The sequence below is a fragment of the Amycolatopsis sp. NPDC005232 genome, assembly GCF_040607795.1.
Taxonomy (GTDB): domain Bacteria; phylum Actinomycetota; class Actinomycetes; order Mycobacteriales; family Pseudonocardiaceae; genus Amycolatopsis.
Map to the genome: position 1 here is coordinate 50,918 of NZ_JBEXHL010000017.1, position 26,073 is coordinate 76,990.

Consider the following 26,073-nt stretch of genomic DNA (forward strand, 5'->3'; position numbering starts at 1 on the left):
CCCCCGTGTCCCCCGTCCTGTCCTTGCGCGGCCTGCGCAAGTCGTTCACGCTGCACACGATCGACGGCCGCACCGTGCACTCGCTGCACGGCGTGGACCTCGACGTGCCCGTCGGCGAGCACGTGGCGCTCGCCGGGCCCAGTGGTGCCGGCAAGTCGTCGCTGCTGCGTTGCGTGAACCGCACCTACCTGCCCGACTCCGGCTCGGTCGGGTTGCGCACCGCCGACGGCACCGAGCTCGAGCTGACGGAGCTGCCCGACCGTGCGATGGCCCGGGTGCGCGGCCGCGAATTCGGTTACGTGTCCCAGTTCCTGGCCGCTCCCCCGCGTACCGGACCGCTCGAAGTGGTGGCCGCCACGGCCCGGCGGCGCGGCGTGGACCGCGCCGAGGCGCGGGAAGCCGCCGCCGAAGCGCTGAAGCGGCTCAACCTCGACGAGGCACTGTGGGACGTCGACTGCTCGGTGCTCTCGGGTGGCGAACGCCAGCGCGTGAACCTCGCCGCGGGCACCGTCCGGCCGCCGCGGCTGCTGCTGCTCGACGAACCGGTGTCCGCCCTGGACCCGGCCAACCGCGAGTCCGCCCTGGAACTCATCGCCTCACTCACCGCGCAGGGCGTGGCCGTGCTGGCGGTGTTCCACGACCTCGACGCCATGCGGCGCCTGGCTTCCCGCGTCGTGCTGATGAGCGACGGCCGCATCGCTCGCGACGGTGCTCCCGAAGAAATCCTGGAGGAAGTGGCATGACCACTGCCGACGTTCTCACTACCGCGGAGGCGGCATGACTACCGAAGTGTTCGAGGCCCGAACCGATCAGTGGACGCTCGGCGCACCGCCCGCGGACTACGTACTCGGGCACGTGCGCGCGGTGCTGCCGGACCGCGTGCTCGACGACGCGCTGGTGGCGGTGCGTGACGGCTTGGTCGCTGCCGTGGAGCCGCACGCGCCCGGCGTCGAGGCCGATGTGGACGGTCAGGGCCTGCTGTGCATCCCCGGTTTGGTCGACGTGCACAGCGACGGGCTGGAGAAGGAACGCCTGCCGCGGCCCGGCGCCGAGCTGCCGATGGAGTTCGCGCTGCTGTCGTTCGAGGGCAAGCTGCGCGCGGCGGCGGTGACGACCGCGTTCCACGGCGCCGGGTTCGAGCAGAGCCACGGCCGCGGGCTGGCCCGCACGGTCGAGCGCGCCCACGACGTGTGCCACGCGGTGGACGAGCGCTCGGCGAACCTGGTGGACCACCGGATCCTCTACCGGCTCGACGTCCGCTCCCCCGAAGGTCTCCAGGCGCTGCAGAGCCGGATCGCGGAGGCGCCGGACACCGGTGTCGCGCCGCTAGTGTCGCACGAGGACCACACACCGGGTCAGGGCCAGTACGCCGACCGCAGCTACTACGAGCGTTACCTCATGGGCGTGCGCGGGCTGTCGGAGCAGGAAGCGGCGGAGCACGTGACCAACCTGATCTCCGAGCGCGACGGCCGGCTCGGCGTGCGTGAGGACGCGATGGCGTGGCTCGGCGAGCAGGCCCGCGCGGGCCGGATCCGCCTGCTGGGCCACGATCCCGCGTCGGCGCAGGAAATCGGCGAGCTGGTGGAACGCGGCGGTTCCGTCGCCGAGTTCCCGACCACCGTCGAGGCGGCGCGCGAGGCTCGCGAACGCGGCCTGCCCGTGGTGATGGGCGCGCCCAACGTGCTGCGCGGCGGCTCGCACAACGGCAACGCGTCGGGCCGCGACCTCGCGGCACTGGGCCTGGTCACGGCGCTCGCGTCGGACTACCTGCCTTCGGGCCTGCTCGCGGCGGCGTTCGCGCTCGTCGACGACGGCCTCGTGACCCTGTCCGAAGCCATCGGGCTCGTCACGAGCGGTCCCGCGGCCGTCGCGGGGCTCGACGACCGCGGCCGGCTCGAACCCGGCCGGCGCGCCGACCTGGCCCTCATCGCGGCGGGCCCGCGGTGGCCGGTCGTCCACACCACCCTGGTGAGCAAGGCATGACCGCGCTCGCGAGGGAATCGACTCGACACAGCGCTTCGCGGCTCAGCCGCAGCGCCGAGTGCAGCGAGGTGCGCGCATGAGTTTCATCGGATGGCCCGTGCCCGAGCCCGTGATCCCCGAGGGCACGCACCCCGCCCTCGCCGACGCCACCCGCGCGGCCGTCGCCGCGTTCGCGGCAGCCCGGGCGAAGCACACCCGCGCGGAGCTGGCGGAGAAGGTGCAGATCGGCGCCGACGGGACGCCGACGATGCGACTGGACATCCTCGTCGACACCGCCGTCGCCGAGGTGGTGGACAAGCACCGCGTGAACCTGCTGAGCGAGGAGATCGGCGTGATCGACCACGGTTCGTCGGTGACGCTCGTGGTCGACCCGGTCGACGGCACCGCCAACGCGGCGGCCGGCGTGCCGCTCTCGGCGTTCGCCGGGGTCGTGGCCGTGGACGGGGTCGCGACCGAGGCCCTGACCTGCTGGCTCGACACCGGCCGCTGCTGGCACGCCGTCGCCGGCCGGCCGACGCCGTATCGCACCACGGGCCGCCGCGAGCTCGACGGCGCGGCCGTGAGCCTGCTGCGCCCGCACGGCTCCGACGACGACGCGTGGTGGCGCGTGGCCAAGCGCGCCTCGCGCGTGCGGATCCTGTCCACCAGCTGCCTCGAGGCGGCCCTGGTCGCCGAGGGCTCCACCGACGCGTTCGCCGACGCGGGCTCCGACACCCACCGGATCATGGACCTCGCCGCGGCGATGGTGATGGTCCCCGCCGCCGGCGGCGCCGTGCTCGACGTGAACGGCCGTCCGCTGGAGATCGACCCCGACCTGACGCGCCGCTGGTCCGGTGTCGTCGCCGCCACCCGCGAGCTCGCGGAAGAGCTCGTGAGCACGCTGAAGGAGAAGCCGTGACCCTCACCCGAGAAGCGCTGGCCGAGCTCGTCGACGGGCTCGCCGGCCTGCCCTACGGCGGCGAGGCCGTGGACCAGCGCACCCACGCGCTGCAAGCCGGCTGGTTCGCCAAGCAGCACGGCGGCGACGACGAGCTCGTCCTCGCCGCGACGCTGCACGACATCGGCCGCGCCCGGGCCGTCCGCGAGGAGTGGCCGGGCCTGCCGCACGAGCTGTCCGGCGCCGAGTTCGCCCGCCGCCACCTCGGCGAGCGCGCCGCGTGGATCATCGCGCAGCACGTGCCGGCCAAGCGCTACCTCGTCGCCACCGACGCCGAGTACCACGACCACCTCAGCCCCGCGTCCGTCGCGTCGCTGAAGGTCCAGGGCGGCCCGATGACGGCCCAGGAGGTCGCCGAGTTCGCGTCCCACCCGAACGCCGAGGAGGCCGTGCTCGTCCGCCGCTGGGACGACGACGCCAAGGACCCGGACGGCCCGGCGCTGGCGACCGCCGATGTGGTCGCCGCGTACGACCGGTTCCTCGCGAGCCACTGACGCGGTTTCGCCGCCTATGCCCGAAAAGTTCCGGTGCGCGGGTGTCCTGATTGGACCGTCCGGCCCAGAGCGGACACCCGCGCTCGGAGACACTTCACGCGGCTGACAGGTCTCGTTCATCACCGCGTCGGCCTGCGCGCCTAGGTTCTCCTGGCCGAAGCCGAGGAGGGTCATGTCCGAGACCAGCAAACACACCGTAAGCCGCCGGGGGGCTCTGGGCCTGCTGGGCGCGGGCGCCGCAGTGCCCCTGCTGGGCACCGGAGTGGCCGCCGCCGCGCCGCAGAGCGCCGCGTTCGTGCCGCAGGTCGGCTCCGGCACCACGCCGGTGCAGGGCCTGCACCTCACCTTCGGCCGCGACCCCGCGCGCCAGATGGTGGTCTCGTGGATCACCGAAGCCTCCGTGCGCAAGCCGCGCGTGCTGTACGGGACGCTCGACGGCGGCTTCGGCGCCGTGGCGCAGGCCGACACGCGCACGTACGTCGACGGCACGTCCGGCCGCACCGTGTGGGTGCACCACGCGCTGCTCGACCACCTGCGCCCGGGCACCGAGTACATCTACGCGGCGCAGCACGACGGCGCGACGCCCGACGCGGCCACCTTCCGCACCGCCCCGAGCGGCCGGTCGGCCTTCACGTTCACCAGCTTCGGCGACCAGTCGGCGCCGCAGGTCACCTGGAACGCCGCGGGCGCCGTGGGCCTCGACGCCAACTCCACGCCGGCGACCAAGGACATCGTCACCGGCATCGAGACGGTCGCGCCGCTGTTCCACCTGCTCAACGGCGACCTCTGCTACGCGAACCTCGACGTCGACCGCGTGCGCACGTGGAACAACTTCTTCACCAACAACACCCGCTCCGCGCGCTACCGGCCGTGGATGCCCGCCGCGGGCAACCACGAGATCGAGAAGCTCAACGGCGAGATCGGCCTCGGCGCGTACCAGGCCTACTTCCAGCTGCCCTCGACCGAGACCGACCGCGAGCTGGCCGGCCTCTGGTACAGCTTCACCGCCGGTTCGGTGCGCGTGATCGTGCTGCAGAACGACGACAACGCCCTGCAGGACGGTGGCGACGTCTACATCAGCGGTTACTCCGGCGGCCGCCAGCTCGCGTGGCTGAAGAAGGAGCTGGCCGCGGCCCGCGCGTCGAACGACATCGACTGGATCGTCGTCACGATGCACCAGGTCATGATCAGCACGTCGGACGCCAACGGCGCCGACCTCGGCCTGCGCGAGAAGTACGGGCCGCTGTTCGACCAGTACGGGGTGGACCTGGTGCTGTGCGGGCACGAGCACGACTACGAGCGCTCGCTGGCCGTGCACGGCGTGGTCTCCGGCAGCGAGACGCTCACGCCGAACCCGGTCTCGACGGCGACCGACAACATCGACGCCTCGCACGGCACCGTGCACATGATCCTCGGCGGCGGCGGGGTCTCCGGCACGACCAACGGCAGCTTCTTCAAGGACGGCACGGGCAAGGTCATCACCGCCGTCTCCGCGAAGGCCGACCCGGGCACGGGCAAGCGCGTGTCGACCTACGTCAAGGAGCAGGCCGTGTGGAGCGCGGTCCGCGACGAAGAGCACCCCTACGGTTTCGCGTCCTTCACCGTGGACCCGGGCCGCCACCGCGGCGACACGACGACCATGCACGTGACCTACTACAACGTGAACAAGCCGCACGGCGAGCTTTCGGTGTTCGAGAAGTTCTCGCTGCACCGCCGCCGCTCCGACGGCTGAGCGGAATCTCCGAGGGCGGGGCGCCATCCGGGTGGGCCGGGGTGGCGCCCTTTTCCGCGTCCGGGGCGCGCGTCCGGGCGCGCGTTCGGGGCGCGTCAACCCCTCTTGACGGTCTTCACCCTGAATGATCACCCGAACCCCTTCCCGGGGGACGGTTCGGGTCGATCGCGCGCTACGGTTCCCGGGATCGGTGCTCGGCGAGGACAACCGTCCTCTGTGGACACACCGGCCAGCGAGGAGCGCCCGCCGATGGACCACACCGCGACCCCCTTCTTGCTCGACCCCGCCGCGCGCGACATGCACGGCGAAGGCGCGCGGCTGCGCGAACGCGGGCCGCTGACGCCGGTCGAGCTGCCGGGTGGCGTGCCGGCGTGGGCGGTCACGAGCCCCGCGGTGTTGAAGCAGCTGCTCACCGACCCGCGCGTGTCCAAGGACCCGCGGCGGCACTGGCCCGCCTACCGCGCCGGCGAGATCCCCGAAGACTGGCCGCTGCACATCTGGGTTTCGGTGCAGAACATGTTCACCGCCTACGGCAGCGAGCACCGCCGGCTGCGTTCGCTGGTTTCGCAGGCATTCACGCCGCGGCGCATCGAGGGCATGCGGCCGCGGATCGAGGAGCTCACCGCAGACCTGCTCGACGGACTCGCCGCCGGGCCCGCGCACACCGACCTGCGCGAGAACTACTGCTACTCGCTGCCGATCGAGGTGATTTGCCGGCTCGTGGGCGTGCCGGAGGAGTCACGGCCGGGGTTGCGCGAGGGCGTGGCGGGACTGTTCGCGACGTCGGCCACGGCTGAGGAGGCGACTGCCAACGTCGCGCGGCTGTACGAGCTGCTGGGCGACCTCGTCGAGACGCGCCGCGCCGAGCCCGGCGACGACCTGGCCACCGTGCTCATCGCCGCGCGCGACGACGACGGCTCCGCCCTGACGGACGCGGAACTACTCGACTCGCTGATGCTGGTGATCACGGCCGGGCATGAGACCACGGTCAATCTCCTCGACCAGTCCGTGGCCGCGCTGCTCACGCACCCCGCGCAGCTGCGCCTGGTGCTCGACGGCGACCGCGGCTGGTCCGACGTGATCGACGAAAGCCTGCGCTGGCAGTCGCCTGTCTCCCACCTGCCCCTGCGCTACGCCCTGGCCGACATCGACGTCGCCGGCATCACGATCCACGCCGGGGACCCGATCCTGGCGTCCTTCGGCCCGTCCGGGCGCGATGAAGCGTGCCACGGGCCCGACGCCGGGGTTTTCGATGTGACGCGGGCGAACAAGTCGTCACTGGCCTTCGGTCACGGCGTGCACTACTGCCTGGGCGCGCCGCTGGCTCGGATGGAGGCCGAAATCGCGCTGCCCGCGCTGTTCGCGCGGTTCCCGGAGCTGGCATTGGCCGTTCCCGCCGAGGACTTGCGCCCGCTGGCGTCGTTCATCACCAACGGGCACGAGTCCTTGCCGGTGCGGCTGTTCTGAGCTTCAGCCCATCGACCCGATGTGCTCGGCCTCGATGCGCAGCAACAGCCGCACCTGGTCGCGCCCGCCGTACCACGCGTAGGGCTGCCCGGTGTAGCGGAGCGCGAGCTTGTCGATGTGCTCGGCCGCGCCCTCGGTGGTCGCCTCCAGCACGCGCCCGCGGACGGTGAAGTAGCGGAACGGGTGCGTCGCGTCCGCGATGTTCAGCGCCACGCGCGGGTCGCGCTCGATGTTGCGCACCTTGCGGAATCCCTCGACCGTGTTGACGAGGATGTGCTTGCCGTCGGTGTCCACCCACGTCTGCGTCAGCTGCGGCGAGCCGTCGGGCATGGTCGTGGCGATGAAGCAGAGGCTCGGCTGTTCCAGCAGAGCGAGAAGACCGGCGGGGAGATCCATGGGTCTCACGCTAGCCGCCTGTCGCGGGGGTAACCGAGTCAGGTTCTGTGCTGGTTTCGCGGGTTCCGGGGATCAGGAGCAACGGGACACTGAGGACACAAAGGACACCCGCGGCGGCGATCGCGACCCGGACGTCCGTGGCGCTCGCGAGGAGGCCCGCGGCGACGATGAACAGCGGCCGGACCAGGCGGCTGCCGGCGGACCAGCCGGCGAGGACTCGCGCCATCATGTCCTCGCGCGTCAACGTCATGCGGTGGGCGCTGAACAGCGGGTTGAACACCCCGGCGCCGAGCAGCAGCAGGGTGTCGATCGCCAGGAACGCGAGCACGCCGCCGAGGCCGGGCCCCACGAACGGGATGGCCAACACCCATGGCGTGCGGGCGATCCCGGCCCAGACCAGCACCCGGCGCGTGCCGAAGCGCGCCGCCAGGCGGGGTGCGAGGCGGGCGCCCAGGACACCGCCCAGGCAGGGCAGGCCGATGACGAGGCCGTACTGCCACGGGCGGAAACCCAGGTCGTCGAGCATGAACACGGTCTCCAGCGGCGAGATGGCGAGCACGGCGGAGCCGAAGAGCAGCGCGTTGGCGAACAGCAGCGCGAGTTCGCGGCTGTGCAGCAGGTAGCGCCAGCCCTCGAGCAGGTCGCGGCCGACGTGCGCCGGCGTGGTGCGCGCGGGCGGCGGTGACTCGGGGCTGCGCAGCGAGCGCACGCCCAGTGCGGACGCGAGGTAGGAGACGGCGTCGACCAGCATCGTCACGGCCGGGCCGGTCAGGGAGACCAGCACTCCGCCGACGGGTGGCCCGGCGGAGTTCACCGTCCAGCTCGCGGCTTCGAAGCGGCTGGCGGCTTCGGTGCGCTGGCGCGCGGTGACCAGTGCCCGTAGGTGCGCTCCGCTGGCGGCGGTGAAGGCGACGAGCGCGACCGTCTGCACGACACCGACCACGTACAGCTGAGCCAGCGACACCGCGCCGAGCCCGATCGCCACCGGCACGCTCGCGAGGGCGACGAACCGCACGACGTCGGCGCTGATCATCACCGGCCGTTTGCGCCGGAACTCCACGAACCCGCCGATCGGCAGGGAGATCAGCGCGCCGGCGAGGCCGGGGATCGCGGCGAGCAGCGACACCTCGGCGGCGGACGCGTGCAGGATCAGCACCGCCACCAGGGGGATCGCGCCGTAGCCGATGGCCGAGCCCGTCTCACTCGCGGTGAACGCCCACCACAGCCGTCGGAAATCCGCCCCCAGCCCCCGCATCCGGATGACGATAGCGGGACCGGGCCGCCGAAATGGCCATCGGGGCAGCGGCAGCGGTACTTTCGGACCCCTCTCTCGCGCCGCCCGGCACTTGCATCGCGGCTGGTGGAACGACATCCCGCACGACCAGGCCGGAAAGGTGACATTCGCAGCGACATCCGTCACCTCGACCCTCGGCGGATAATCGGACGGGTGGACGACGGACGCGCCGGCAAGGTCACTTTCGCGGACCTGGAGCTGCTGCTGAGCTTCGCCGACACCGAGCACTTCGGGCAGACCGCCGTGGAGCTCGGCGTGAGCGTGGCGACGGTCCAGCGCGGGATCCGCGCGCTGGAGCGGAAGCTGGAGATCCGGCTCGTCGAACAGGACGGCCGCCGCGTGCGGATGCTGCCGGCGGGGCACGTGCTGGTGCGCGAAGCGCACGCCGTGCTGCGCGCGCGGTCCGACGCGGTCGGTGCGGCGCTCGCGGACGCCGGCGAGCCGCAACGGCTCCTGCGGATCGCGCACACGTACTCGCTGGGGCTGGGGTTCGTGCCGGGCGTACTGGCCGACCTGCTCGCCGAACGGCCCGAGCTACGCCTGCGCTGCACGCAGAGCCCGGCCACCGGCGTCGTCGAGACGCTGCTGCGCGGCGACGCCGACGCCGCCTTCTCGTCGGTGGCGCCGACCGAGTCGGACCTCGTGGTGGAGCCGCTGTTCACCGAGTCGCTGCTGCTGGCCGTCCCCGTCGGCGACGACCTCGCCGGGCGCAAGCGCGTGTCGCTGCGGGAGGTGAGCGAGCGGCCGTTCGTCGCCATGGAACCGGGGTCGAGCAGCCGCACGCACATGGTCAACGCGTGCGCGCGGGCCGGCTTCGTCCCGCGGATCACGGTGGAGGGCAACGACCTGTTCGTCGTCGAGTCCATGGTCGGCGCGGGAATCGGCGTGTCGGTGGTGCCGGAGGGCATGAACGACCACCAGCACCCCCGCATCACCCGCATCCCCATCGACGACCCGTCGTTCTCCGGCCGCACGATCTTCCTGGCGTGGCACCGCAGCTCCACCGTCGCCGGCAGCGTGCAGACCCTCGCGCGCATCGCCCGAACCCACGGCAAACGTATGTCGCGACCGTTACGCCGCGTGCAATGATCCCGCCGCGCGATGGCGTTGTTCACCACCACCCGGCTCCCTACGCTTCGTGATCATGGCCGTCACGTCCGTTCACCCGAGGACTCCCGAGTCCTCCGCGTGGGTGTGCGCGACCCCTTCCGCGGCAACCCTGCGCTGCCTGCCGGGGGCCGCCGACGAGGCGCTCCGAGCCGCCGTGCGCGAAAGCGGCGGCACGGGCCAGGGCGCGCCGACGGCCCGGATGGCGGGCTCACGCAGCCGGGAAATCGGCCGCACGGATCAGGTCGGGGCGCCAGGGCGAATGGCGCACCCCGGGCACAGCCCGCGGTCCGACGACGGACTCCTCGAGGGCGTCCGCGACGTCCTCGTTCTCGGTCCCGGGGCGTCGCGGCGGCCGGCCGCAGCCGTGCGGGGCCCGGGCGCGGTGCCCGATCCCGGCGTGCTGCTCGTGGCGGACCCGGCCGGCCGAGGGGGCCGACCGGTGACCGCGGGCGGCACCAAGGGGCGCGTACGCGGCCATCCCGCTGTCTCCACCTCCCGCTCCGAAACCTCCCACGGGGAGACCTCCCTTTCCGAGGCCTCTCCCACTCCGGCACTGCCCATCCCGGCACTGCCGCCTCCGGTACTGCCGACTCCGAGACTTCCCCTCTCCCCGCTCGTGCCCCCTTCCGCCGATCGAGCAAAGGAGCCTGTCCCGTGACGACGAACTCTGTTTCCCTCGCCCGCAAGGCCGACTGGTGAACCCGCCGGCCGTCCAGACCGCCGAGCTCGCCGCCCTGGCGTGCGCGCTCGGTGCCGAGACCGTGCCGCCCGCCGAGGCGGTCTCCGGCGCCGATTGGTGACCCCACCGCGCCCGATCAGGTACCGCCCCGCCACCACCCTCGGCGGGGCGGTACCTCGGTAACCGAAGCGGCACCACGCGGGGCCGCTTCGCACTGATGTCCGAAAGGGACTGACGTGCCGCTGCCCGCCCGGCTCGGCCACCTCCCCTGGGCGCGCTACCAACGGAAAGTGGCCCGCGCCGCGATCGTGATCTTCGGCGTCCTCGTGGCCGCGCTGAACCAGACGCTCGCGTTGGGCCCGCTGCTGGTCGGCCCAGATCTCCCTGTCGCTGGGCTACCCGGCGGTGTTCGTCTTCGTCGGCGCGTGCGGCGCCGTGGTCGCGGTGGCAGTGCCGGCGCTCGCCCCGCGACGCAGCGAGGAACCGGTGCCCGTCACACGCCCCAGTCGGCGATGACCGCTTCCGTGTCGGCGCCCGGCTTCGGCGGCGAAGACGGCAGATCCGGTGCCGTCCGCGAAAACCGCGGCGCGGGAGCGGGCTGCAGCACTCCGTCGAGCTCGACCAGGCCGGCGCGCGCCGCGATGTGCGGGTGCGCCGCGACCTCGTCCGGCTCCAGCACCGGGGTGACGCACGCGTCGACGCCGCCGAACAGCTCTGCCCACTCGTCGCGCGTGCGCGAGAGGAACGCCTTGGTGAACTCGGCCCGCAGCGTCGGCCAGCTCGTTTTCTCCAGCTGCGGCGGCAGATCCGCGGACTCCAGGCCGAGCCCGGCGAGCAGTGCCGCGTAGAACTGCGGCTCCAGTGCGCCGACGGCGACGTAGCGGCCGTCCGCGCACACGTAGGTGTCGTAGAAGGGCGCGCCGCCGTCGAGCAGGTTCACGCCGCGCTCGTCGGACCACACGCCGAGGCCTCGCAACGACCACACCATCAGCGCGAGCACGCTCGTGCCGTCGACCATCGCGGCGTCCACGACCTGGCCCAGGCCCGTGCGCTCCCGTTCCCACAGCGCGGAAAGCACGCCGACGAGCAGAAACATCGACCCACCGCCGAAGTCGCCCACGAGGTTGAGCGGCGGCACCGGCCGCTCGCCCGCGCGGCCGATCGCGTTGAGCACGCCGACGAGCCCGATGTAGTTGATGTCGTGCCCGGCGCGCTGCGCCAGCGGGCCCTCCTGGCCCCACCCGGTCATCCGGCCGTAGACCAGCCGCGGGTTGAGCGCGTGGCAGTCGGCCGGGCCGACGCCGAGGCGTTCGGTCACGCCGGGACGCAGGCCCTCCACGAGCACGTCGGCCTTCGCGGCGAGCCGCAGCACGAGGTCACGGCCTTCGGGTGTCTTCAGGTCGGCCGCGACGGAACGCCGGCCGCGCAGCAGGGGGTCCGCCTTGCCGCCGGTGAGGTCGAGCGAGCCCGAGGGACGCTCCACGCGCACGACGTCGGCCCCCAGGTCGGCGAGCACCATGCACGCGTGCGGGCCCGGGCCGATCCCGGCCAGCTCGACGACCTTCAGTCCGCTCAGCGGTCCCGCCACGTGCCCTCCTCAGCTCCGGTGCCGATCGCCCGACCCTACCGGGCCTCACAGCGCCAATTTGGTGAGCAGCGCCACGAGCCGGCGCCGTTCCTCGTCGTCGAGCGGCGCGAGCATCGACTCGTTCACCCGATCGACGACGGGCATCGCCGTGGCGAGCAGCTCCTCCCCCGCCGGTGTGAGCCGCAGCTCGCGGCGGCGCCGGTCGGCACCCACGGTGCGCGTGATCAACCCGCGTTCTTCCAGGCGCAGCAGCAGATTCGCGAGCGTCGCCTTGTCCGTGGCCGCCCGCTGCCCGGCCGACGCCTGGTCGAGCCCCGGCGTCTCCGAGATCGCCACCAGCACGGCGTACTGCGGCTTCGTGAGCCCCGGCAGCGTCGCCTGCCAGCGGGCGCCGTGCTCCTGCATCGCGCGCCGCAGCGCGTGGAAGACCGACTCGTCCATCCGGCTCGTCATGATCGCCATGTTAGTATGAATGCGAACGGTTCGTATACGAACTTATCCAGTGAACGACGCCCCGGAGGAGGTGCCGCCGTGCGGCTGATCGTCGGCATGACGGGCGCGACCGGGGCCCCGTTCGGCATCCGGCTGTTCGAGGTGCTGTGCGCGATGCGTGACGTGGAGACGCACCTGGTGCTGAGCCGCTGGGCCCGCACCACCATCCACCTGGAGACCTCGCTGTCCGCGCGCGAAGTCGGCGAACTGGCCGACGTCGTGCACTCGCCCGAGGACCAGGCGGCCTCGATCTCGTCGGGCTCGTTCCGCGGCCGACGGCATGATCGTGGTGCCGTGCAGCATGAAAACCCTCGCCGGCATCCGCACCGGCTACGCCGACGGCCTGCTGGGCCGTGCCGCCGACGTGGTGCTCAAGGAGCGGCGCAAGCTCGTGCTGGTCCCGCGCGAGACGCCGCTTTCGGAGATCCACCTGGAGAACATGCTCGCGCTCACCCGCATGGGCGCGGTCATGGTGCCGCCGATGCCGGCCTTCTACAACCACCCGCAGTCGCTCGACGACGTGCTCGACCACGTCGTCGCGCTCGACCGGTTCGGCCTGTGCGCGCCCGCGGCCCGCCGCTGGACCGGGCTGAACCCGCAGGAGGACCCATGCCCCACGACGACCTCAGGTCGTTCCTGACCACGCTCGACAAAGAAGGCCAGCTGGTTCGGGTGACCGAGCAGGTCTCCCCCGAGCCCGACCTCGCCGCGGCCGCCAACGCCGCGCCGAAGCTCGGCGACGCCGCCCCCGCGTTGTACTTCGACAACCTCGAAGGCTTCACCGACGCCCGGGTCGCCCTCAACGTCCACGGTTCCTGGGCCAACCACGCGCTCGCGCTGGGGCTGCCCGCCGACACGGGCGTGAAGGACCAGGTCGCGGAGTTCATCCGCCGCTGGGAGACCTTCCCGGTGCCCGTGGAGCGCCGCGAGGACCCGCCGTGGGCCGAAAACGTGCTCGAAGGCGACGACGTCGACCTGTTCTCCGTGCTGCCCCTGTTCCGCCTCAACGACGGCGACGGCGGCTTCTACCTCGACAAGGCCGCCGTCGTCTCGCGCGATCCCGAGGACCCCGGCAACGACGGCAAGCAGAACGTCGGCATCTACCGCCTGCAGGTGAAAGGCCGCGCCGAGCTGAGCATCCAGCCCGTGCCGATGCACGACATCGCGCTGCAGCTGGGCAAGGCCGAGCGCGCGGGCGAGGACCTGCCGGTGGCGATCGCGCTGGGCAACGACCCGGTGATCCCCATCGTCGCCGCCACTCCCCTGGCCTACGACCAGAACGAGTACGAGCTGGCCGGCGCCCTGCGCGGCGCCCCCGCCCCCGTCGCGGCAGCGCCGCTGACCGGCCTCGACGTGCCGTGGGGCGCGGAAGTGGTGCTGGAGGGCGTGATCATCGGCCGGCGCCGCGAGCTGGAGGGCCCGTTCGGCGAGTTCACCGGCCACTACTCCGGCGGGCGCAGCATGCCCGTGATCCGGATCGACCGGATCTCCTACCGCACGCACCCGGTGTTCGAGTCGCTCTACCTCGGCATGCCGTGGACCGAGATCGACTTCCTCATGGCCGCCAACACCTGCGTGCCGGTCCACCAGCAGCTCACGGCGGAGTTCCCCGAGGTGCGGGCGGTGAACGCCATGTACACCCACGGCCTGCTGGCGATCATCTCCACGAAGTCGCGCTACGGCGGCTTCGCGAAAACCGTCGGCATGCGCGCCATGACCACGCCGCACGGCCTCGGGTACCTGAAGACGGTGATCGTGGTCGACGAGGACGTGGACCCGTTCGACCTGCCCCGGGTCATGTGGGCGGTGTCCACGAAGGTCAACCCCGCCGGCGACGTGCTGGTGCTGCCGAACCTGCCCGTGGTCGCCCTCGATCCGGCGGCCGACCCGGCGGGCATCACCCACAAGATGATCATCGACGCGACCACCCCCGTCGCCCCGGACGAGCGCGGCCACTTCAGCCAGCCGGTGAAGGACCTGCCGGAAACCGCCGCGTGGGTGGACAAACTGCGCAAGCTGGCCGCCCGATGACCGCCCCGGAAGGAGCCCCGCCCGTGACCTGCCCCCGTTGTGACCACCCCGACGTCGCGAAGCTCGCCGACTCCCCCGTCGCCGGGGTGTGGACCGTCCACCAGTGCGCGCGCTGCCGCTACACCTGGCGCAGCACGGAACCGGCCCGCCGCACCCAGCGTGCGCACTACCCCGAAGCGTTCCGCCTGACCGCGCAGGACATCGCCGCCGCCACTGACGTGCCCACGGTGCCGCCGTTACTGATCCGGCCAAAAGCAGGCCGACCCCCACGCGGCACGTAGCCGTTGCTGCGAAGCCATTCGGCCGTGGCTGTGGTCGGATCGGTAACGATCGGCACAGTAGAGTCGCGGCCATGAGCGACACACTGATGTGGGAAGTCCGCGCAGCGCCGGGCCGACAGCAGGACCTGCTGTCGTGGGTCGAGGCCACCGCCGTGCCGGAACTCACGGCCACGGAGCATTTCGCCGGTGCCGACGTCTACCTGGGCGGCCAGGACCGCGTCGTGGTCATCGCGCGCTGGAACGCCGTTCCCCCGCGGCTGCCCGACCCGCCGGAGGAGCTGCTCGCGCGTCCGGTGGCGCAATGGCCCTTTCAACACCACAGCACCGTCACACCCTGAACCCAGTAGGTTGGGGGAGCCGGGAACATCCTCGTCTTGGAGGTCAGGAATGACAGTCGCGCAGATCGCCTACATCCGTCCCAAAGCGGGCAAGGAGGCGGAGGTGGAGCAGCTGCTGCGCGGGCTCGTCGACGCGGCTCGGCAGGAAGAGGGCACCCTGCTCTACCTGCTGAACAAGCGCGAGGACGAGTTCGTCTTCTACGAGATGTTCGCCGACCTCGACGCGTTGAAGGTCCACAGTGGCAACGACGCGCTGCGCGGCCTGGTCGCGCGGGCCGACGAGCTGCTCGAGGGCGGGATCACCGTCGACAAGGTGTCCTACATCGACGGAGCCGGCCGCTTCAACTGAAAAACCTCCCGCTCCCATCTCACCCGATGAGGGGACAATGAGGCTGACCCGGTGAGCTGCTGGGTACTCCTCGAAACGTTCACCGGAATTCGGCACGACGGAAGGGAGCGAGAGATGGCCGGCATGTTCGACAAGGCCAAGGAGAAGCTGCAGGAGTTCGCGGGCCAGCACCCGGACAAGGTCGATCAGGGCGTGGACAAGGCCGCCGACGTCGCCGATGAAAAAACCGGCGGCAAGCACGGCGACCAGATCCAGCAGGGTGCCGACAAGCTGAAGGAAAGCTTCGGCGGCGACGAGCAGCAGAAGTAGTCGCGGCCGCACCAAAGAGGGGTCTCCCCGCCGGTATCCCGAGCCGGCCGGGGAGGCCCCTCGTGGTTATTTCCTGAGGTTTTCCAACGCTTCGTCGAGGTCCACGACGTCGGCGTACTTCGCGTCGAGGTCCACCAGGTTGTTGTCGTGCACAGCTTCCGTTCGGTCTGCGCACGCCTGCCGCACGACTTGGGGCCGGAAGCCGTGGTTCAGCGCGTCCATTGCGGACGCTCGCACGCACCCGGACGTCGAGACTCCGGTGACGACCAGAGTGTCCACACCGGACGCGTGCAAAGTGGACGCCAGCGAGGTGCCGAAGAACGCGGACGCGTACTGCTTGGTCACCACGGCTTCCCCCGGCTCGGGCTTCAGCGGGCCGATCTCGCCCCAGCCGCCCTCGGCACCCGCCTCGAATGCCTTGAGCGCCGGGACTTTCTCCACGAACAGCCCCCCGTCGGCGAGGCCGCGCGTGTAGGCCACCGACGTCCACACGACCGGGTGCCCGGCTGTGCGTGCGGCTTCGAGCAACGCGCGGGTCGCCTCGACCGCGGGCCCTGGGCTGGGCAGCTCGAACGGCCCGCCGGGCTCGGTGTACGCGCGCACGAGGTCGATCACGAGCAGCGCGGGCCGCGCTCCCCAGCCGAGCCGGCCGGAGAACGCGGACCCGTGCGGTCCGTTCATGTCGCCGACCAGACCGGGCGCTGCGGCGCCGGCAGGCCGGTCTCCGCCTCGCAGTTGGCCAGCAGCTCCTCGATCGGCGGACCCATGTCGAACACGGGCAGCTCCGCCGGCCGCGACGCGCGCAGCTGATCGCGCAACGTCTTCGTCGCGTCGGTGTCCACCGTGCCGTCCGCCGCGACGACCACGCCGTAACCGCGGGCGCCGTCCGGCGTCACGAGACCGCGTTCGACCTCCAGGCCCACCAGTGCGGGGTCGCGCTCCAGCGGGTCGCCCCAGCCGCCGCCACCCCACGTGACGAAGTGCAGCACGTCGCCGGTGTGCACCGGAACGTCGTGGCACTTGCTGGGCAGCACTTCCTTCGTGCCGTCCGCGCGGTCGATCCACTTGGTCCCGCGAGCGCCGGGTGCGCCGCCGTTGACGCCCCACGGGTAGGTGAGCCAGCGGTCGTCGTGGATCGCGATCGTGCCGGGCTCCTCGAACACGTACGTCACGTCCACGCCGTTGCCGCCGCGGTGCAGGCCCGCGCCGCCGGTGTCGGCGACGGTCTCCCAGCGTTCGATGCGCAGCGGGTAGTAGGACTCCAGGTACTCACAAGGGATGTTGACGAAACTCGGCCACAGCGAGTGCCCGTCGGGCCCGTCGCCCAGCGGCCGGCCGGGGATGCCGCCGAAGCCGATCGAGTACAGCTGGAACCACTCGCCCTTGCGCTCGCCGCTCGAGTAGTTGCCGGAGTACATGAAGTGCGGGCTGGACGAGAAGCCCGCCGCGTTGAGCAGCGCCGGGTTCGTCTGGCCGAGCAGGCCGCCGAACAGGTCGAACACGCGGCCGATGCCGTGGTTGCGGCCGTTGAGCGACGCGGGGTGTTTCGGCTTCCAGTAGGAACCGTCCGGAATGGTCACGTCGACCAGCGGGTAGAACCCGTCGTTCCACAGGATCTGCGGGTCGGCCACGGTGATCATGTAGATCCCGAAGAACATCCGGGTGAGGTTCTCGTTGATGTAGTAGTTGATCGGCCCCGCGGCCTGCGGCGAGCTGCCCGTGAAGTCCAGGTGCACCTTCTCGCCGGTGCGGGTGAGCGAAAGTTTCAGCTCGTAGGGGCCGAAACCCACACCGTCGTCGCAGATGTAGTCGGTGAAGCTGATCGTCTTGCCGTCTTCGAACACCGTCTGCAGCAGGATCTTCATCGCGTCGTAGTTGCGCTGCAGCAGAGCGTCCAAAGCGGACAGGTAGGTCGCCGTGCCGAACCGGTCGCACATCTCCACCACGCGGCGCGACGCCGTGCGACAGGCGGCGACGAGCCCGTTGAGGTCGGCGCGGTTCCAGTCCGGCATGCGGACCTGGTTGAGGATGATCCGCAGGGCGTCCTCGTTCAGCTTTCCCTTGCGGTAGAGCTTGAACGGCGGGACGACCACGCCCTCTTCGTAGATCGTGCGCGCGTCGGTGGGCATGGAGGACGGTGTCTTGCCACCGACGTCGGACATGTGCCCGAACATCGAGGCCCAGCCCACGAGCCGGCCCTCGTGGTAGATCGGCATCACGATCAGCCAGTCGTTGGCGTGGCTGATCGCCGCGCCGCACGCGTACGGGTCCGACGTCATGAGCACGTCGCCCTCTTCGATGGTGCCGTCGAAGCCCTCGAGGAAGTCCGGGATGGACAGTCCGAACTGGCCGACCACCATCTTGCCGCTCGGGTCGCCGATGAGCGGGAACTCGTCGTGCTGCTCGCGGATGCCGGGTGACAGCGCGGTGCGGAAGAGCACCTCGTCCATCTCGTAACGGGCGTTGCGCAGCCCGTTCTCGATGAGGTCGAGGGTGACCGGGTCCACTTCGGACCTGGTGATCGCACCGGTGGCGGTCTCGATGATCTCAGCCAAGGTTCAGCCCTCCAGCGGGGTGATCAGCAGGCTGCCCGACGCGTGCACGGTGGCGGCGTGCTCGGGCAGCACGAGGGTCGTGGAGTCCATTTCGGTCACGATCGCGGGCCCGGCGACGACGTCACCGGCCAGGAGCTTCGCGCGGTCGTAGACCTTCGCGTCGAGCTGTTTGCCCGACACGTGGATCGGGTGCGTGTCCACCAGTGCGGCCACCGGGTCGCCGGTGCCCTCGGCCAGCGTCACGGCCGCCACCGACGGGCGCGGGCCGGTGACGGTGGCGCGGGCGTTGACCAGCTCGTGGTCCACGTTGAGCAGGAACGAGAACAGCCGGTCGTGCTCGGCGTCGAAGTGCTTGGCCAGCAGGTCGAGCGCGGCGTCGGGGGTGTCCAGCGACGCCGGGTCGACCTCGACCGGGATCTCGAAACCCTGGCCGTGGTAGCGCACGTCGACCTGGAAACCGAGCGTCTGGTCGGCGCGGTCGAGCCCCTGCTCCACGAGCCGGCCACCGGCCTCGTGACCCAGCTCGCGCAGGATCTGCACGAGCTCCGCGCCGGTGAGGTCGGCGAAGCGGCGCAGCACGGTGCGGGCCGACACGTCCCGCAGGCTCGTGGTCGCGTCGCCCAGCGCGCACAGCACGCCGGGTGACGGCGGCACGATCACGGGCCACGCGCCGGTGAGCTTGCCGAGGGCGTTGGCGTGCAAGGGACCCGCGCCGCCGAACGCGACGAGCGCGAAGTCGCGCGGGTCGAAGCCCTGCTGCACCGAGACGAGCCGCAGGCCACCGAGCATGTTCTCGTTGACGATGTCGATGATCCCGGCCGCCGCGGCCTCGACGCTCGGCAGGCCCATCGCGCCGGCCACCTTGGCGACGGCCGTGCGGGCGGCTTCGACGTCGAGCGTGATCTCGCCGCCGGCCAGCTGCGCGGGCAGGTAGCCGAGGACCACGTTGGCGTCGGTCACCGTCGGCTCCGTGCCGCCCTTGCCGTACGCGGCGGGGCCGGGGTCGGCACCCGCCGACTGCGGGCCGACGCGCAGCGCCTTCGTCAGTTCCGGTACGTGGGCGATGGACCCGCCGCCGGCGCCGACCGTGCGAACGTCCACACTGGACGCCCGCACGGTGAGGTCACCGACCTGCGTCTCGCGGCCGATGCGCGGGTTGAGGTCCTGCACGAGCGCGACGTCGGTGGACGTGCCGCCCATGTCGAACGTGATCAGGTCGCGGTGGCCGCACTGCTCGGCCACCCACACCGCGCCGGTCACGCCGCCGGCGGGGCCGGACAGCAGCATCGTCACAGGGGCGGCGACGGCGGCGTCGGCCCCCGAAAGGCCACCGTCGCTGCGCAGGATGGCCAGCTCACCGGCCACGCCGCTGCCGGCGAGCTCACTGGCCAGCGTCTCGACGTACTTCTTCACCTGCGGCTGCACGTAGCCGTTGGCGACGGTGGTGACCGTGCGCTCGTACTCGCGCAGCTCGGGCAGCACGTCCGAAGACAACGAGACCGGCACGCCGGGCAGCACTTCGGCGGCGATCTCTTCCACGCGGCGTTCGTGCGCGGAGTCGGCGAAGGAGTTGATCAGCGACACGGCGAGCGCCTGGATGCCGCGGCCGCGCAGCTTCTCCAGCTGGGCCCGCACGTCGGCCTCGTCGAGCTCGCGGATCACCGCGCCGTCGCTGGCGATGCGCTCGTCGACCTCGACGGTGTTCTCCAGCGCCGCCAAGGGTTCCGGCTTCGGCCAGATGATCCAGCCGGCGAGCCCGCCCGGGACGTAGGAGCGCGCGATCTGCAACACCTGGCGGAACCCGCGCGTGGTCACGAGCCCCACGCGGGCACCCTTGCCTTCGAGGATGGCGTTGGTCGCCACGGTCGTGCCGTGCAGCACCTGCGCGACCTCGCTCAGCGCGATGCCCGCGTCGGCGCACACCTTCGCGATGCCGTTGCGGACGCCGACCGACTGGTCCGCGGGGGTGGACGGGGTCTTCGCCCGCCAGGTGCCGCCGGTCGTCTCCTCGACCAGCAGCACGTCGGTAAACGTGCCGCCGACATCAACGCCTAGCCGGTAAGTCATATCTTCTCCTCATCGGCCGCCCGCGCCATCGCGGAGCGGGGGTTGCGGATGTGAGCGACCACAGCGCGAGATCGCGCCGGCGTCTCGACTGGGCGGTCCGATCGGCCCCGGCCGATCAGACCGTTCAGTCGAGACGCCGGCTTCTCGGCGATCTCGCACGCTCCGGCGGAGCCGGGGCAGACAATTCAGCGGCGCGGATCATGACCGCGCGGGCGTTGCGGATGTGGGCGGTCATCACGGCCCGCGCCCACTCGGGGTCGCCGGCGCGCAGAGCGGCGACGATCTCGACGTGGTGCGCGAGGCTGCGCCGCAGGGACTGTTCGTCGTAGGTGTGGAAGTTGCGCAGCACGACCGGCGCGTGGACGGCGGTCGCGAGCGCTCCGGCGAGCGCCGGGTGCCCGGCGAGCGCCACGAGCTTGGCGTGGAACTCGCGGTTGAGGGGCACCAGCGCGTCGAGGTCCTGCCCGGGTCCGGGGTGTCCGACCTCGACCATGCGCGCGGCGAGCTCGTCGAGCGCCGCGAGGTCCGCGTCGCTCGCGTTCGGGGAGGCGAGCGCGGTGAGCTGGGGTTCCAGCTGCGTGCGCAGGTCGAAGATCCCTTCCAGCTCTTCGACGCTCCACTGACTCACGCGGGCCCCGCGGTTGGGGACGAGCTCCACGAGTCCTTCGGCTGCGAGGCGGGTCAGGGCCTCGCGGACCGGGGTCCGGCTCACGCCGAGCCGGACGGCCAGCTCGACCTCGCCGAGCCGCGAACCGGCCGGGAATTCGCCTCGCAGGATGAGCTCGCGCAGGGCGTCCACCGCGCGCGTGGTTGAGGTCGCTGTTTGTGTCACCCGTCACCCTGTCTCTCAGATTGTGTGCAATCTAGGCCGACGTCTTGTCGTTCGCAAGGCGTGGGGCGTATTTTCGCAGTGGATGTATACAAGGAGGAATTCTGTGGGAAATCTGCTCGGTATCGCCGGAACCCCGCGCAAGCGCCTGCGCGAGCTGCTGGCCGCTGGCCCGCCGCTGGTCGCGCCCGGGGCGTACGACGCGCTTTCGGCCCGGCTGGTGGAGCAGGCCGGGTTCGACGTCGTCTACATGACGGGCTTCGGCACCACCGCGTCGCTCATCGGACGCCCGGACGTGGGCCTGCTCTCCGCCGCGGAGATGATCGACAACGCGACGCGCATCGTCTCGGCGGTCGACGTGCCCGTGATCGCGGACGCCGACACCGGCTACGGCAACGCCATCAACGTGGTGCGCACCGTCCGGGCGTATGAACAGGCCGGCGTCGCGGCGATCCACCTCGAAGACCAGGTGATGCCGAAGAAGTGCGGCCACATGTCGGGCAAGGCCGTGATCTCGCGCGAGGAGATGGTCGGCAAGATCGCCGCGGCCGCCGCCGCCCGGCGCGACCCGGACTTCGTCCTCATCGCCCGCACGGACGCCGCCGCCGTCCACGGTCTCGACGACGCCCTCGGCCGAGCCAAGGCCTACGCCGACGCGGGCGCCGACGTGCTGTTCGTGGAGGCGCCGACGAGCGAGGAGAGCATCGAGCGCGTGGCCACGGAACTGCGCGGCGTCGCGCCCCTGGTGTTCAACTGGGCCGAAGGCGGCCGGACGCCGCCGCTGCCGCTCTCGCGCATCACGGAACTCGGTTTCTCCCTCGTGCTCTACCCGATCGGCACCCTGCTCGCCGCGACGGCGGGCATCCGCTCCCTGCTGGACGTCATCCACCGCGACGGCACCCCCACGGCCGCCCTGCCGGGCGTGCCGACGTTCGACGAGTTCACGACGCTCATCGGGCTGCCTGAGGTGAATGAGCTGGAGCAGCGGTTTTCCGGGGAGTGATCGGGGTTTCCGTGCGGTGACCGGGCTTGCCGGGCTCGGCCGGTCCTCCTGCTCGGGCACCGCGCCGGCGTGCCCGTCCGCGTGTCGGCTCGGGACCGGTCCCGTGCGCACCGGGTTAGCGTTCGTCGCCACACGAACCAGGGAGGACCGGAGTGAGGCGACTCATCGCGGCGGGCGGAGCGGCGCTGGCATTGGCACTGGGGCTGAGCGGTTGTGCTTCGCCGCAGGACAAGACGAACGACGCGTGTGCCGACGTCAAGGACGTCGTGAACGCGCTGCCGGAGGTCGCCGGCGACGACGGTGCGAAGGAGATCGTGCCCCGGCTCGACCGGCAGATCGACGCCGCGGCCAAGGCGGACCAGGCCTTCGGTGACGCCGGCGCCGACGCCGCGTTCCGGGCGGCCTGGCAGCACTTGAACGCAACCCTGCGCGACGACCGCAAGGCGTGGCAGGACCCGTTGACGGGCACCGGCGCGCCCCCGGGGCCCGGGAGCGACATGGTCATCGCGATGAACCTCGCAGGGTTCAAGGCAGCGGTGGACGGCGCAAGGACCGACCTCGGCGCGGCGGCGACCAAGGCGGGCTACCCCGGCTGCGGCGACGCCATCACCTGGCGGTACTGAGTCCGGCGCTACTCGGCCCAAATCCCCCGCACATGCCGGATGTGGTTTCTCATCAAGGCTTCCGCGCCGTCCGCGTCGCGGGCTTCGATGAGGTCCAGGAGTTCCGCGTGTTCGTGGGAGGAAGGGACGAGCTCGTCGCGGTCGGCGAGGCTGCGGAGGCCGTAGATGCGGGAGCGGGAGCGCAGGGAGCGGACGGTCTCGACGAGGTGCGGGTTGCCCGCCTGTTCGAGCAGGCGCAGGTGGAACTGCATGTCCGTGGCGACGTGGGCGATGAGGTCGTGCGCAGCGGCCGCGTGTTCGATGCCGGTGGCCAGCGGGCGCAGCTCGGCGATCACCGCGGGATCGACGCCCGTCTCGGCGAGGCGGCGGACAGTGGGCACCTCGATGAGGGCACGCAGCTCACTGAGGTCATCGAGGTCCTTTTCGGACGGTTCGGTGACACGGAAACCCTTGTTGCGCACCGTGTCGATCAAGCCCTCTTTGACGAGGTCGAGCATGGCTTCGCGCACGGGCGTCGCGGAGACGCCGAACTGCGTGGCGAGGCTGGGCGCGGAGTACACCACGCCGGGGCGCAGCTCGCCGGAGATGACGGCGGCGCGCAGCGTCTGCGTGATCTGGTCGCGCAGGTTCCGCTGGACGCCGAAGGTGGGCAGCGTCAGCGTGAGGTGCTCCTGGCTGGTCAACGTGACTCTCCCCGGGCGGCCTCGTAGGTGGTGGCGGCGACCACCAGATCCTCCCACGCCATTCCCACGCTCTTGAACAGCCGGGGCCCCGGCGCGGGCAGCACCGCCCCGCGGACCACATCGGACAGCGGCACCAGCGCGTCCGGCGCCAGTGTCCCTTCGGAAACCGCCAGGACGACGTCACCGGCCTCGCGCAGGGCGGTGTCCACCGCTTCGACGACCACCGTGGCGCGGCCCATCAGCCCGGCATCGACCTCGCGGATGTGCGGTTCGTGCGAACCGACCGCCACCACCGTCGCCCCGTCCGGAACCAAGGCGCCGTCGAACAAGGGCGTCGACGAGGTAGTGCAGCACGCCACCAGGTCCGCCGAAGCCACGTCCGCCGCGGTGCCGACCCGCGCGCCCCAAGCCGACGCGAAAGCCTCAGTGCGCGCGGCAGAACGCCCCACCACCACGACGTCGCGCACCGGCCGGACCTCCCGCAGCGCCTCGAGGTGGCTCGCCGCCTGCGGTCCGGTCCCGAACACCACCAGCCGCGACGCGTCCGGCGCCGCCAGGCAGTCCACGGCCAGCGCCGACACCGCCGCCGTCCGCACAGACGTCACCGCGACCCCGTCGAGCAAGGCCAGCGGCGTCAACGTCGCCCCGTCCAGCAGCAGGTACTCGCCCTGGATCCGCGGCAGGTCACGGGCGGGGTTCCCGGGCGCGACCGTCGCCACCTTCACCCCGGCGAACGATCCCCAGAACGCCGGCATCAGCAGGAACTGCCCGCTCGGCACCGGAACGACGGCCCGGGCCGGGTCCGCCGAAGGGTCGAGGCCGTCGGCCAACGCGGCACGCAACGCCGCGATCGCCGCGGGCATCGACGGCCGCGCGGCCAGTACCTCGATCACAGTTCGAACCCCGCCGGGAACGGGTCGTCGGGGTCGAGGAAGTACTGCGCCGTACCGGTGAGCCACGCCCGGCCGGTGATGGTCGGGACGACGGCGTCCACCGTGCCCACCGTCGTCTCCTCCACGAGCCGGCCGATGAAGTGCGTGCCGATGAACGACTCGTTGCGGAAGTCGGTGTGCAGCGCCAGCTCGCCGCGTGCGTGCAGCTGAGCCATCCGCGCGCTCGTGCCGGTGCCGCACGGCGAACGGTCGAACCAGCCCGGGTGGATGGCCATGGCGTGGCGCGAAACCCGCGCGTCGGAACCGGGCGCGGCGAGATACACGTGGTGACACCCGGAAATCGCGGGGTTCTCCGGGTGCACGGGCAGATTCTGGGAGTTGATCGCGTGCATGATGGACAGTCCCGCGTCAAGCAGCTTCTGCTTCTCCGCGCGATCGAAGGGAAGTCCGAGCTCCTCGAGCTCGACGATCGCGTAGAAGTTGCCGCCGAACGCCAGGTCGTAGCGCACCTGGCCGAGCCCCGGCACGGCCACCTTGCGGTCGAGGCCGACCGAGAACGACGGCACGTTGCGGATCGTCACCGACCGCGCCGCGCCGTCCTCGACCGCGACCTCGGCGATGACGAGCCCGGCCGGGGTGTCGAGCCGGATCGTGGTGACCGGCTCGACGACCTCGACCATGCCCGTCTCGACCAGCACCGTCGCGACGCCGATGGTGCCGTGCCCGCACATCGGCAGACAGCCCGACACCTCGATGAACAGCACGCCCCAATCGGCGTCCGGACGCGTCGGCGGCTGCAAGATCGCGCCGCTCATCGCCGAATGCCCGCGCGGCTCGTTCATCAGCAGCTGCCGGATGTGGTCGAGGTGCTCGACGAAGTACTGCCGTCGCTCGAACATCGTGGCACCCGGCACGACGCCGACCCCACCCGTGATCACGCGGGTCGGCATCCCCTCGGTGTGGGAGTCGACCGCGTGGAACAGCCGCTTGGCGCGCATGGTCTAGGAAAGCCCTTCCTCGAGCGCTCGTTCGGTGGCCTGGCGGACGGCCTTCTCCTGCTCGGGCGTGAGCGGCACCCGCGGCAGACGGCACGGCCCGCCGTAGCGGCCCGCGATGTCCATGCTCAGCTTGATCGCCTGCACGAACTCCGTGAGCGAATCCCAGCGCAGCAACGGGTGCAGCAGCCGGTAGAGCGGAACGGCCTTGTCCAGGTCGCCGGCCGACGCGGCGGCCCACAGCTCGCTGGTGGCCTTCGGGAACGCGTTGGGGTAACCCGCGACCCAGCCGGGCGCACCGGCGATCGCCAGCTCCAGCAGTACGTCGTCGGCGCCGCACAGCACGTCGAGCTCCGGTGCCAGCTCGGCGATCCGGTACGGCCGCCGCACGTCGCCCGAGAACTCCTTCACGCCCACGATCAGGCCCTCGGCGTGCAGCTCGGCCAGCAGCTCCGGCACGAGGTCGACCTTGGTGTCGAACGGGTTGTTGTACGCGACGATCGGCACGCCCGCCTTCGCGACCTCGCGGTAGTGCTCGACCACCGCTCGCTCGTCGGCCCGGTAGGAGTTGGGCGGCAGCAGCATCACCGCGGGGCAGCCCGCCTCCGCCGCGCTCTCGGCCCAGCGCCGCGCTTCCGTCGCGCCGTACGCCGCGACACCCGGCATCACCGTGAACCCCTCGGGCGCCGCTTCGACCGCCGTGCGGACCACGCGCGTGCGCTCTTCGACGCTCAGTGTCTGGTACTCCCCCAGCGAACCGTTGGGCGTGACCCCGTCACAACCGCTCTCCGCCAGCCACGCGACGTGCTCGGCGTACGCGTCGAAATCGACCGTCAGCGCACCCGGTTCGGTCTCCCGCAAGGGGAGTGCCGCCGCCACCAGCACGCCGTGCCACGGCTTTTCGCGCCCCGTCATCAAGCCCTCCACGAAGTCGATGTTACTCAG

Annotated in this window: 28 protein-coding genes; 15 read left to right on the forward strand and 13 right to left on the reverse strand. The window is 71.6% G+C overall.

Annotated elements, in window-relative coordinates; translation table 11 throughout:
• Positions 1 to 5: 5 nt before the first annotated feature.
• The 6 genes from ABZU76_RS29515 (at position 6) to ABZU76_RS29540 (ending at position 6,613) form a co-directional block, all read left to right on the forward strand.
• Entirely contained in the window at positions 6 to 743 is a 738-nt protein-coding gene (locus ABZU76_RS29515; RefSeq protein ID WP_354875141.1) for an ATP-binding cassette domain-containing protein, read from the forward strand.
• A gap of 34 nt (positions 744 to 777) precedes the next feature.
• Positions 778 to 1,983, forward strand: coding sequence for an alpha-D-ribose 1-methylphosphonate 5-triphosphate diphosphatase (locus ABZU76_RS29520; RefSeq protein WP_354875143.1), 1,206 nt, complete (start codon positions 778 to 780; stop codon positions 1,981 to 1,983).
• A 76-nt stretch (positions 1,984 to 2,059) separates the two neighbouring features.
• Complete coding sequence (locus ABZU76_RS29525; RefSeq protein WP_354875145.1) at positions 2,060 to 2,881, forward strand: inositol monophosphatase family protein; 822 nt, start codon at positions 2,060 to 2,062, stop codon at positions 2,879 to 2,881.
• Positions 2,878 to 3,414 carry an HD domain-containing protein gene (locus ABZU76_RS29530; protein ID WP_354875147.1) on the forward strand — a complete coding sequence of 179 codons (537 nt, stop codon included), beginning with the start codon at positions 2,878 to 2,880 and terminating at the stop codon, positions 3,412 to 3,414. Before ABZU76_RS29525 ends, ABZU76_RS29530 begins: the two co-directional genes overlap by 4 nt.
• Positions 3,415 to 3,586: 172 nt before the next feature.
• Positions 3,587 to 5,146 carry a metallophosphoesterase family protein gene (locus tag ABZU76_RS29535; protein WP_354875149.1) on the forward strand — a complete coding sequence of 520 codons (1,560 nt, stop codon included), beginning with the start codon at positions 3,587 to 3,589 and terminating at the stop codon, positions 5,144 to 5,146.
• A 249-nt stretch (positions 5,147 to 5,395) separates the two neighbouring features.
• The gene (locus tag ABZU76_RS29540; RefSeq protein WP_354875151.1) at positions 5,396 to 6,613 is read left to right on the forward strand and encodes a cytochrome P450; all 1,218 of its coding nucleotides are present in this window, start codon (positions 5,396 to 5,398) and stop codon (positions 6,611 to 6,613) included.
• Between the two features lie 3 nt (positions 6,614 to 6,616).
• On the opposite strand, the gene ABZU76_RS29545 is transcribed toward ABZU76_RS29540, so the two are convergent.
• Complete coding sequence (locus ABZU76_RS29545) at positions 6,617 to 7,009, reverse strand: PPOX class F420-dependent oxidoreductase (RefSeq protein WP_220239040.1); 393 nt, start codon at positions 7,007 to 7,009, stop codon at positions 6,617 to 6,619.
• Positions 7,010 to 7,019: 10 nt separating this feature from the next.
• On the reverse strand, positions 7,020 to 8,264 hold the full coding sequence (locus ABZU76_RS29550) for an MFS transporter (RefSeq protein ID WP_354875153.1): 1,245 nt from the start codon (positions 8,262 to 8,264) through the stop codon (positions 7,020 to 7,022).
• A 192-nt stretch (positions 8,265 to 8,456) separates the two neighbouring features.
• Between ABZU76_RS29550 and ABZU76_RS29555 the strand changes: the two genes are divergently transcribed.
• On the forward strand, positions 8,457 to 9,392 hold the full coding sequence (locus ABZU76_RS29555) for a LysR family transcriptional regulator (protein ID WP_220239038.1): 936 nt from the start codon (positions 8,457 to 8,459) through the stop codon (positions 9,390 to 9,392).
• A gap of 229 nt (positions 9,393 to 9,621) precedes the next feature.
• Here ABZU76_RS29555 and ABZU76_RS29560 read toward each other — a convergent pair whose 3' ends face one another.
• The 3 genes from ABZU76_RS29560 to ABZU76_RS29570 all read right to left on the reverse strand — a co-directional run bounded on the left by ABZU76_RS29560 (position 9,622) and on the right by ABZU76_RS29570 (position 12,133).
• The gene (locus ABZU76_RS29560; RefSeq protein WP_354875155.1) at positions 9,622 to 9,891 is read right to left on the reverse strand and encodes a hypothetical protein; all 270 of its coding nucleotides are present in this window, start codon (positions 9,889 to 9,891) and stop codon (positions 9,622 to 9,624) included.
• Between the two features lie 694 nt (positions 9,892 to 10,585).
• Positions 10,586 to 11,680, reverse strand: coding sequence for a CaiB/BaiF CoA-transferase family protein (locus ABZU76_RS29565; RefSeq protein ID WP_354875157.1), 1,095 nt, complete (start codon positions 11,678 to 11,680; stop codon positions 10,586 to 10,588).
• A gap of 45 nt (positions 11,681 to 11,725) precedes the next feature.
• Positions 11,726 to 12,133, reverse strand: coding sequence for a MarR family winged helix-turn-helix transcriptional regulator (locus ABZU76_RS29570; protein ID WP_354875159.1), 408 nt, complete (start codon positions 12,131 to 12,133; stop codon positions 11,726 to 11,728).
• 340 nt (positions 12,134 to 12,473) lie between these two features.
• On the opposite strand from ABZU76_RS29570, the gene ABZU76_RS29575 reads away from it, so the two are divergent.
• The 6 genes from ABZU76_RS29575 to ABZU76_RS29600 all read left to right on the forward strand — a co-directional run bounded on the left by ABZU76_RS29575 (position 12,474) and on the right by ABZU76_RS29600 (position 15,480).
• Entirely contained in the window at positions 12,474 to 12,812 is a 339-nt protein-coding gene (locus tag ABZU76_RS29575; RefSeq protein WP_354875161.1) for a UbiX family flavin prenyltransferase, read from the forward strand.
• Complete coding sequence (locus ABZU76_RS29580) at positions 12,782 to 14,203, forward strand: non-oxidative hydroxyarylic acid decarboxylases subunit C (protein ID WP_354875163.1); 1,422 nt, start codon at positions 12,782 to 12,784, stop codon at positions 14,201 to 14,203. The genes ABZU76_RS29575 and ABZU76_RS29580 overlap by 31 nt, the downstream gene beginning before the upstream one ends.
• 23 nt (positions 14,204 to 14,226) lie before the next feature.
• Entirely contained in the window at positions 14,227 to 14,484 is a 258-nt protein-coding gene (locus ABZU76_RS29585) for a non-oxidative hydroxyarylic acid decarboxylases subunit D (RefSeq protein WP_354875165.1), read from the forward strand.
• Between the two features lie 71 nt (positions 14,485 to 14,555).
• On the forward strand, positions 14,556 to 14,822 hold the full coding sequence (locus tag ABZU76_RS29590) for a hypothetical protein (RefSeq protein WP_354875167.1): 267 nt from the start codon (positions 14,556 to 14,558) through the stop codon (positions 14,820 to 14,822).
• 49 nt (positions 14,823 to 14,871) lie between these two features.
• Positions 14,872 to 15,171, forward strand: coding sequence for a putative quinol monooxygenase (locus tag ABZU76_RS29595; RefSeq protein WP_220239029.1), 300 nt, complete (start codon positions 14,872 to 14,874; stop codon positions 15,169 to 15,171).
• 114 nt (positions 15,172 to 15,285) lie between these two features.
• Positions 15,286 to 15,480 (forward strand): antitoxin, encoded by a 195-nt coding sequence (locus ABZU76_RS29600; protein ID WP_354875169.1) that lies wholly within the window; start codon positions 15,286 to 15,288, stop codon positions 15,478 to 15,480.
• A gap of 66 nt (positions 15,481 to 15,546) precedes the next feature.
• Here ABZU76_RS29600 and ABZU76_RS29605 read toward each other — a convergent pair whose 3' ends face one another.
• The 4 genes from ABZU76_RS29605 to ABZU76_RS29620 all read right to left on the reverse strand — a co-directional run bounded on the left by ABZU76_RS29605 (position 15,547) and on the right by ABZU76_RS29620 (position 20,934).
• Entirely contained in the window at positions 15,547 to 16,161 is a 615-nt protein-coding gene (locus ABZU76_RS29605) for an isochorismatase family protein (RefSeq protein WP_354875171.1), read from the reverse strand.
• Positions 16,158 to 18,035: a hydantoinase B/oxoprolinase family protein gene (locus ABZU76_RS29610; RefSeq protein ID WP_354875173.1), complete on the reverse strand. Its 1,878-nt coding sequence runs from the start codon at positions 18,033 to 18,035 to the stop codon at positions 16,158 to 16,160. The genes ABZU76_RS29605 and ABZU76_RS29610 overlap by 4 nt, the downstream gene beginning before the upstream one ends.
• A 3-nt stretch (positions 18,036 to 18,038) precedes the next feature.
• Positions 18,039 to 20,102 (reverse strand): hydantoinase/oxoprolinase family protein, encoded by a 2,064-nt coding sequence (locus ABZU76_RS29615; RefSeq protein WP_354875175.1) that lies wholly within the window; start codon positions 20,100 to 20,102, stop codon positions 18,039 to 18,041.
• Between the two features lie 124 nt (positions 20,103 to 20,226).
• Positions 20,227 to 20,934, reverse strand: a complete 708-nt coding sequence (locus tag ABZU76_RS29620; RefSeq protein ID WP_354875177.1) for a GntR family transcriptional regulator — start codon at positions 20,932 to 20,934, stop codon at positions 20,227 to 20,229.
• Positions 20,935 to 21,037: 103 nt separating this feature from the next.
• Between ABZU76_RS29620 and ABZU76_RS29625 the strand changes: the two genes are divergently transcribed.
• Both ABZU76_RS29625 and ABZU76_RS29630 read left to right on the forward strand, forming a co-directional pair.
• Positions 21,038 to 21,934: an oxaloacetate decarboxylase gene (locus ABZU76_RS29625; protein ID WP_354875179.1), complete on the forward strand. Its 897-nt coding sequence runs from the start codon at positions 21,038 to 21,040 to the stop codon at positions 21,932 to 21,934.
• Positions 21,935 to 22,086: 152 nt separating this feature from the next.
• The gene (locus tag ABZU76_RS29630; RefSeq protein WP_354875181.1) at positions 22,087 to 22,557 is read left to right on the forward strand and encodes a hypothetical protein; all 471 of its coding nucleotides are present in this window, start codon (positions 22,087 to 22,089) and stop codon (positions 22,555 to 22,557) included.
• A gap of 8 nt (positions 22,558 to 22,565) precedes the next feature.
• Here the strand turns inward: ABZU76_RS29630 and ABZU76_RS29635 are convergent, their stop codons facing one another.
• Genes ABZU76_RS29635 through ABZU76_RS29650 form a run of 4 tightly spaced genes read right to left on the reverse strand, consistent with a single transcriptional unit; the run spans position 22,566 to position 26,043 of the window.
• Positions 22,566 to 23,240 carry a GntR family transcriptional regulator gene (locus ABZU76_RS29635; RefSeq protein WP_354875183.1) on the reverse strand — a complete coding sequence of 225 codons (675 nt, stop codon included), beginning with the start codon at positions 23,238 to 23,240 and terminating at the stop codon, positions 22,566 to 22,568.
• Positions 23,237 to 24,133, reverse strand: coding sequence for an ornithine cyclodeaminase family protein (locus ABZU76_RS29640; protein WP_354875185.1), 897 nt, complete (start codon positions 24,131 to 24,133; stop codon positions 23,237 to 23,239). The genes ABZU76_RS29635 and ABZU76_RS29640 overlap by 4 nt, the downstream gene beginning before the upstream one ends.
• The gene (locus ABZU76_RS29645) at positions 24,130 to 25,131 is read right to left on the reverse strand and encodes a proline racemase family protein (RefSeq protein ID WP_354875187.1); all 1,002 of its coding nucleotides are present in this window, start codon (positions 25,129 to 25,131) and stop codon (positions 24,130 to 24,132) included. Before ABZU76_RS29645 ends, ABZU76_RS29640 begins: the two co-directional genes overlap by 4 nt.
• Positions 25,132 to 25,134: 3 nt before the next feature.
• Positions 25,135 to 26,043 carry a dihydrodipicolinate synthase family protein gene (locus ABZU76_RS29650; protein WP_354875189.1) on the reverse strand — a complete coding sequence of 303 codons (909 nt, stop codon included), beginning with the start codon at positions 26,041 to 26,043 and terminating at the stop codon, positions 25,135 to 25,137.
• Positions 26,044 to 26,073 lie beyond the last annotated feature (30 nt).

Bases quoted from the DNA above. Each gene is read 5' to 3' on its own strand.
- ABZU76_RS29520 (WP_354875143.1), top strand. From the start codon at position 778: ATGACTACCGAAGTGTTCGAGGCCCGAACCGATCAGTGGACGCTCGGC.
- ABZU76_RS29525 (WP_354875145.1), top strand. From the start codon at position 2,060: ATGAGTTTCATCGGATGGCCCGTGCCCGAGCCCGTGATCCCCGAGGGC.
- ABZU76_RS29535 (WP_354875149.1), top strand. From the start codon at position 3,587: ATGTCCGAGACCAGCAAACACACCGTAAGCCGCCGGGGGGCTCTGGGC.
- ABZU76_RS29540 (WP_354875151.1), top strand. From the start codon at position 5,396: ATGGACCACACCGCGACCCCCTTCTTGCTCGACCCCGCCGCGCGCGAC.
- ABZU76_RS29545 (WP_220239040.1), bottom strand. From the start codon at position 7,009: ATGGATCTCCCCGCCGGTCTTCTCGCTCTGCTGGAACAGCCGAGCCTC.
- ABZU76_RS29550 (WP_354875153.1), bottom strand. From the start codon at position 8,264: ATGCGGGGGCTGGGGGCGGATTTCCGACGGCTGTGGTGGGCGTTCACC.
- ABZU76_RS29560 (WP_354875155.1), bottom strand. From the start codon at position 9,891: ATGGCCGCGTACGCGCCCCTTGGTGCCGCCCGCGGTCACCGGTCGGCC.
- ABZU76_RS29570 (WP_354875159.1), bottom strand. From the start codon at position 12,133: ATGACGAGCCGGATGGACGAGTCGGTCTTCCACGCGCTGCGGCGCGCG.
- ABZU76_RS29575 (WP_354875161.1), top strand. From the start codon at position 12,474: ATGAAAACCCTCGCCGGCATCCGCACCGGCTACGCCGACGGCCTGCTG.
- ABZU76_RS29580 (WP_354875163.1), top strand. From the start codon at position 12,782: ATGCCCCACGACGACCTCAGGTCGTTCCTGACCACGCTCGACAAAGAA.
- ABZU76_RS29590 (WP_354875167.1), top strand. From the start codon at position 14,556: ATGAGCGACACACTGATGTGGGAAGTCCGCGCAGCGCCGGGCCGACAG.
- ABZU76_RS29595 (WP_220239029.1), top strand. From the start codon at position 14,872: ATGACAGTCGCGCAGATCGCCTACATCCGTCCCAAAGCGGGCAAGGAG.
- ABZU76_RS29600 (WP_354875169.1), top strand. From the start codon at position 15,286: ATGGCCGGCATGTTCGACAAGGCCAAGGAGAAGCTGCAGGAGTTCGCG.
- ABZU76_RS29605 (WP_354875171.1), bottom strand. From the start codon at position 16,161: ATGAACGGACCGCACGGGTCCGCGTTCTCCGGCCGGCTCGGCTGGGGA.
- ABZU76_RS29615 (WP_354875175.1), bottom strand. From the start codon at position 20,102: ATGACTTACCGGCTAGGCGTTGATGTCGGCGGCACGTTTACCGACGTG.
- ABZU76_RS29645 (WP_354875187.1), bottom strand. From the start codon at position 25,131: ATGCGCGCCAAGCGGCTGTTCCACGCGGTCGACTCCCACACCGAGGGG.
- ABZU76_RS29650 (WP_354875189.1), bottom strand. From the start codon at position 26,043: ATGACGGGGCGCGAAAAGCCGTGGCACGGCGTGCTGGTGGCGGCGGCA.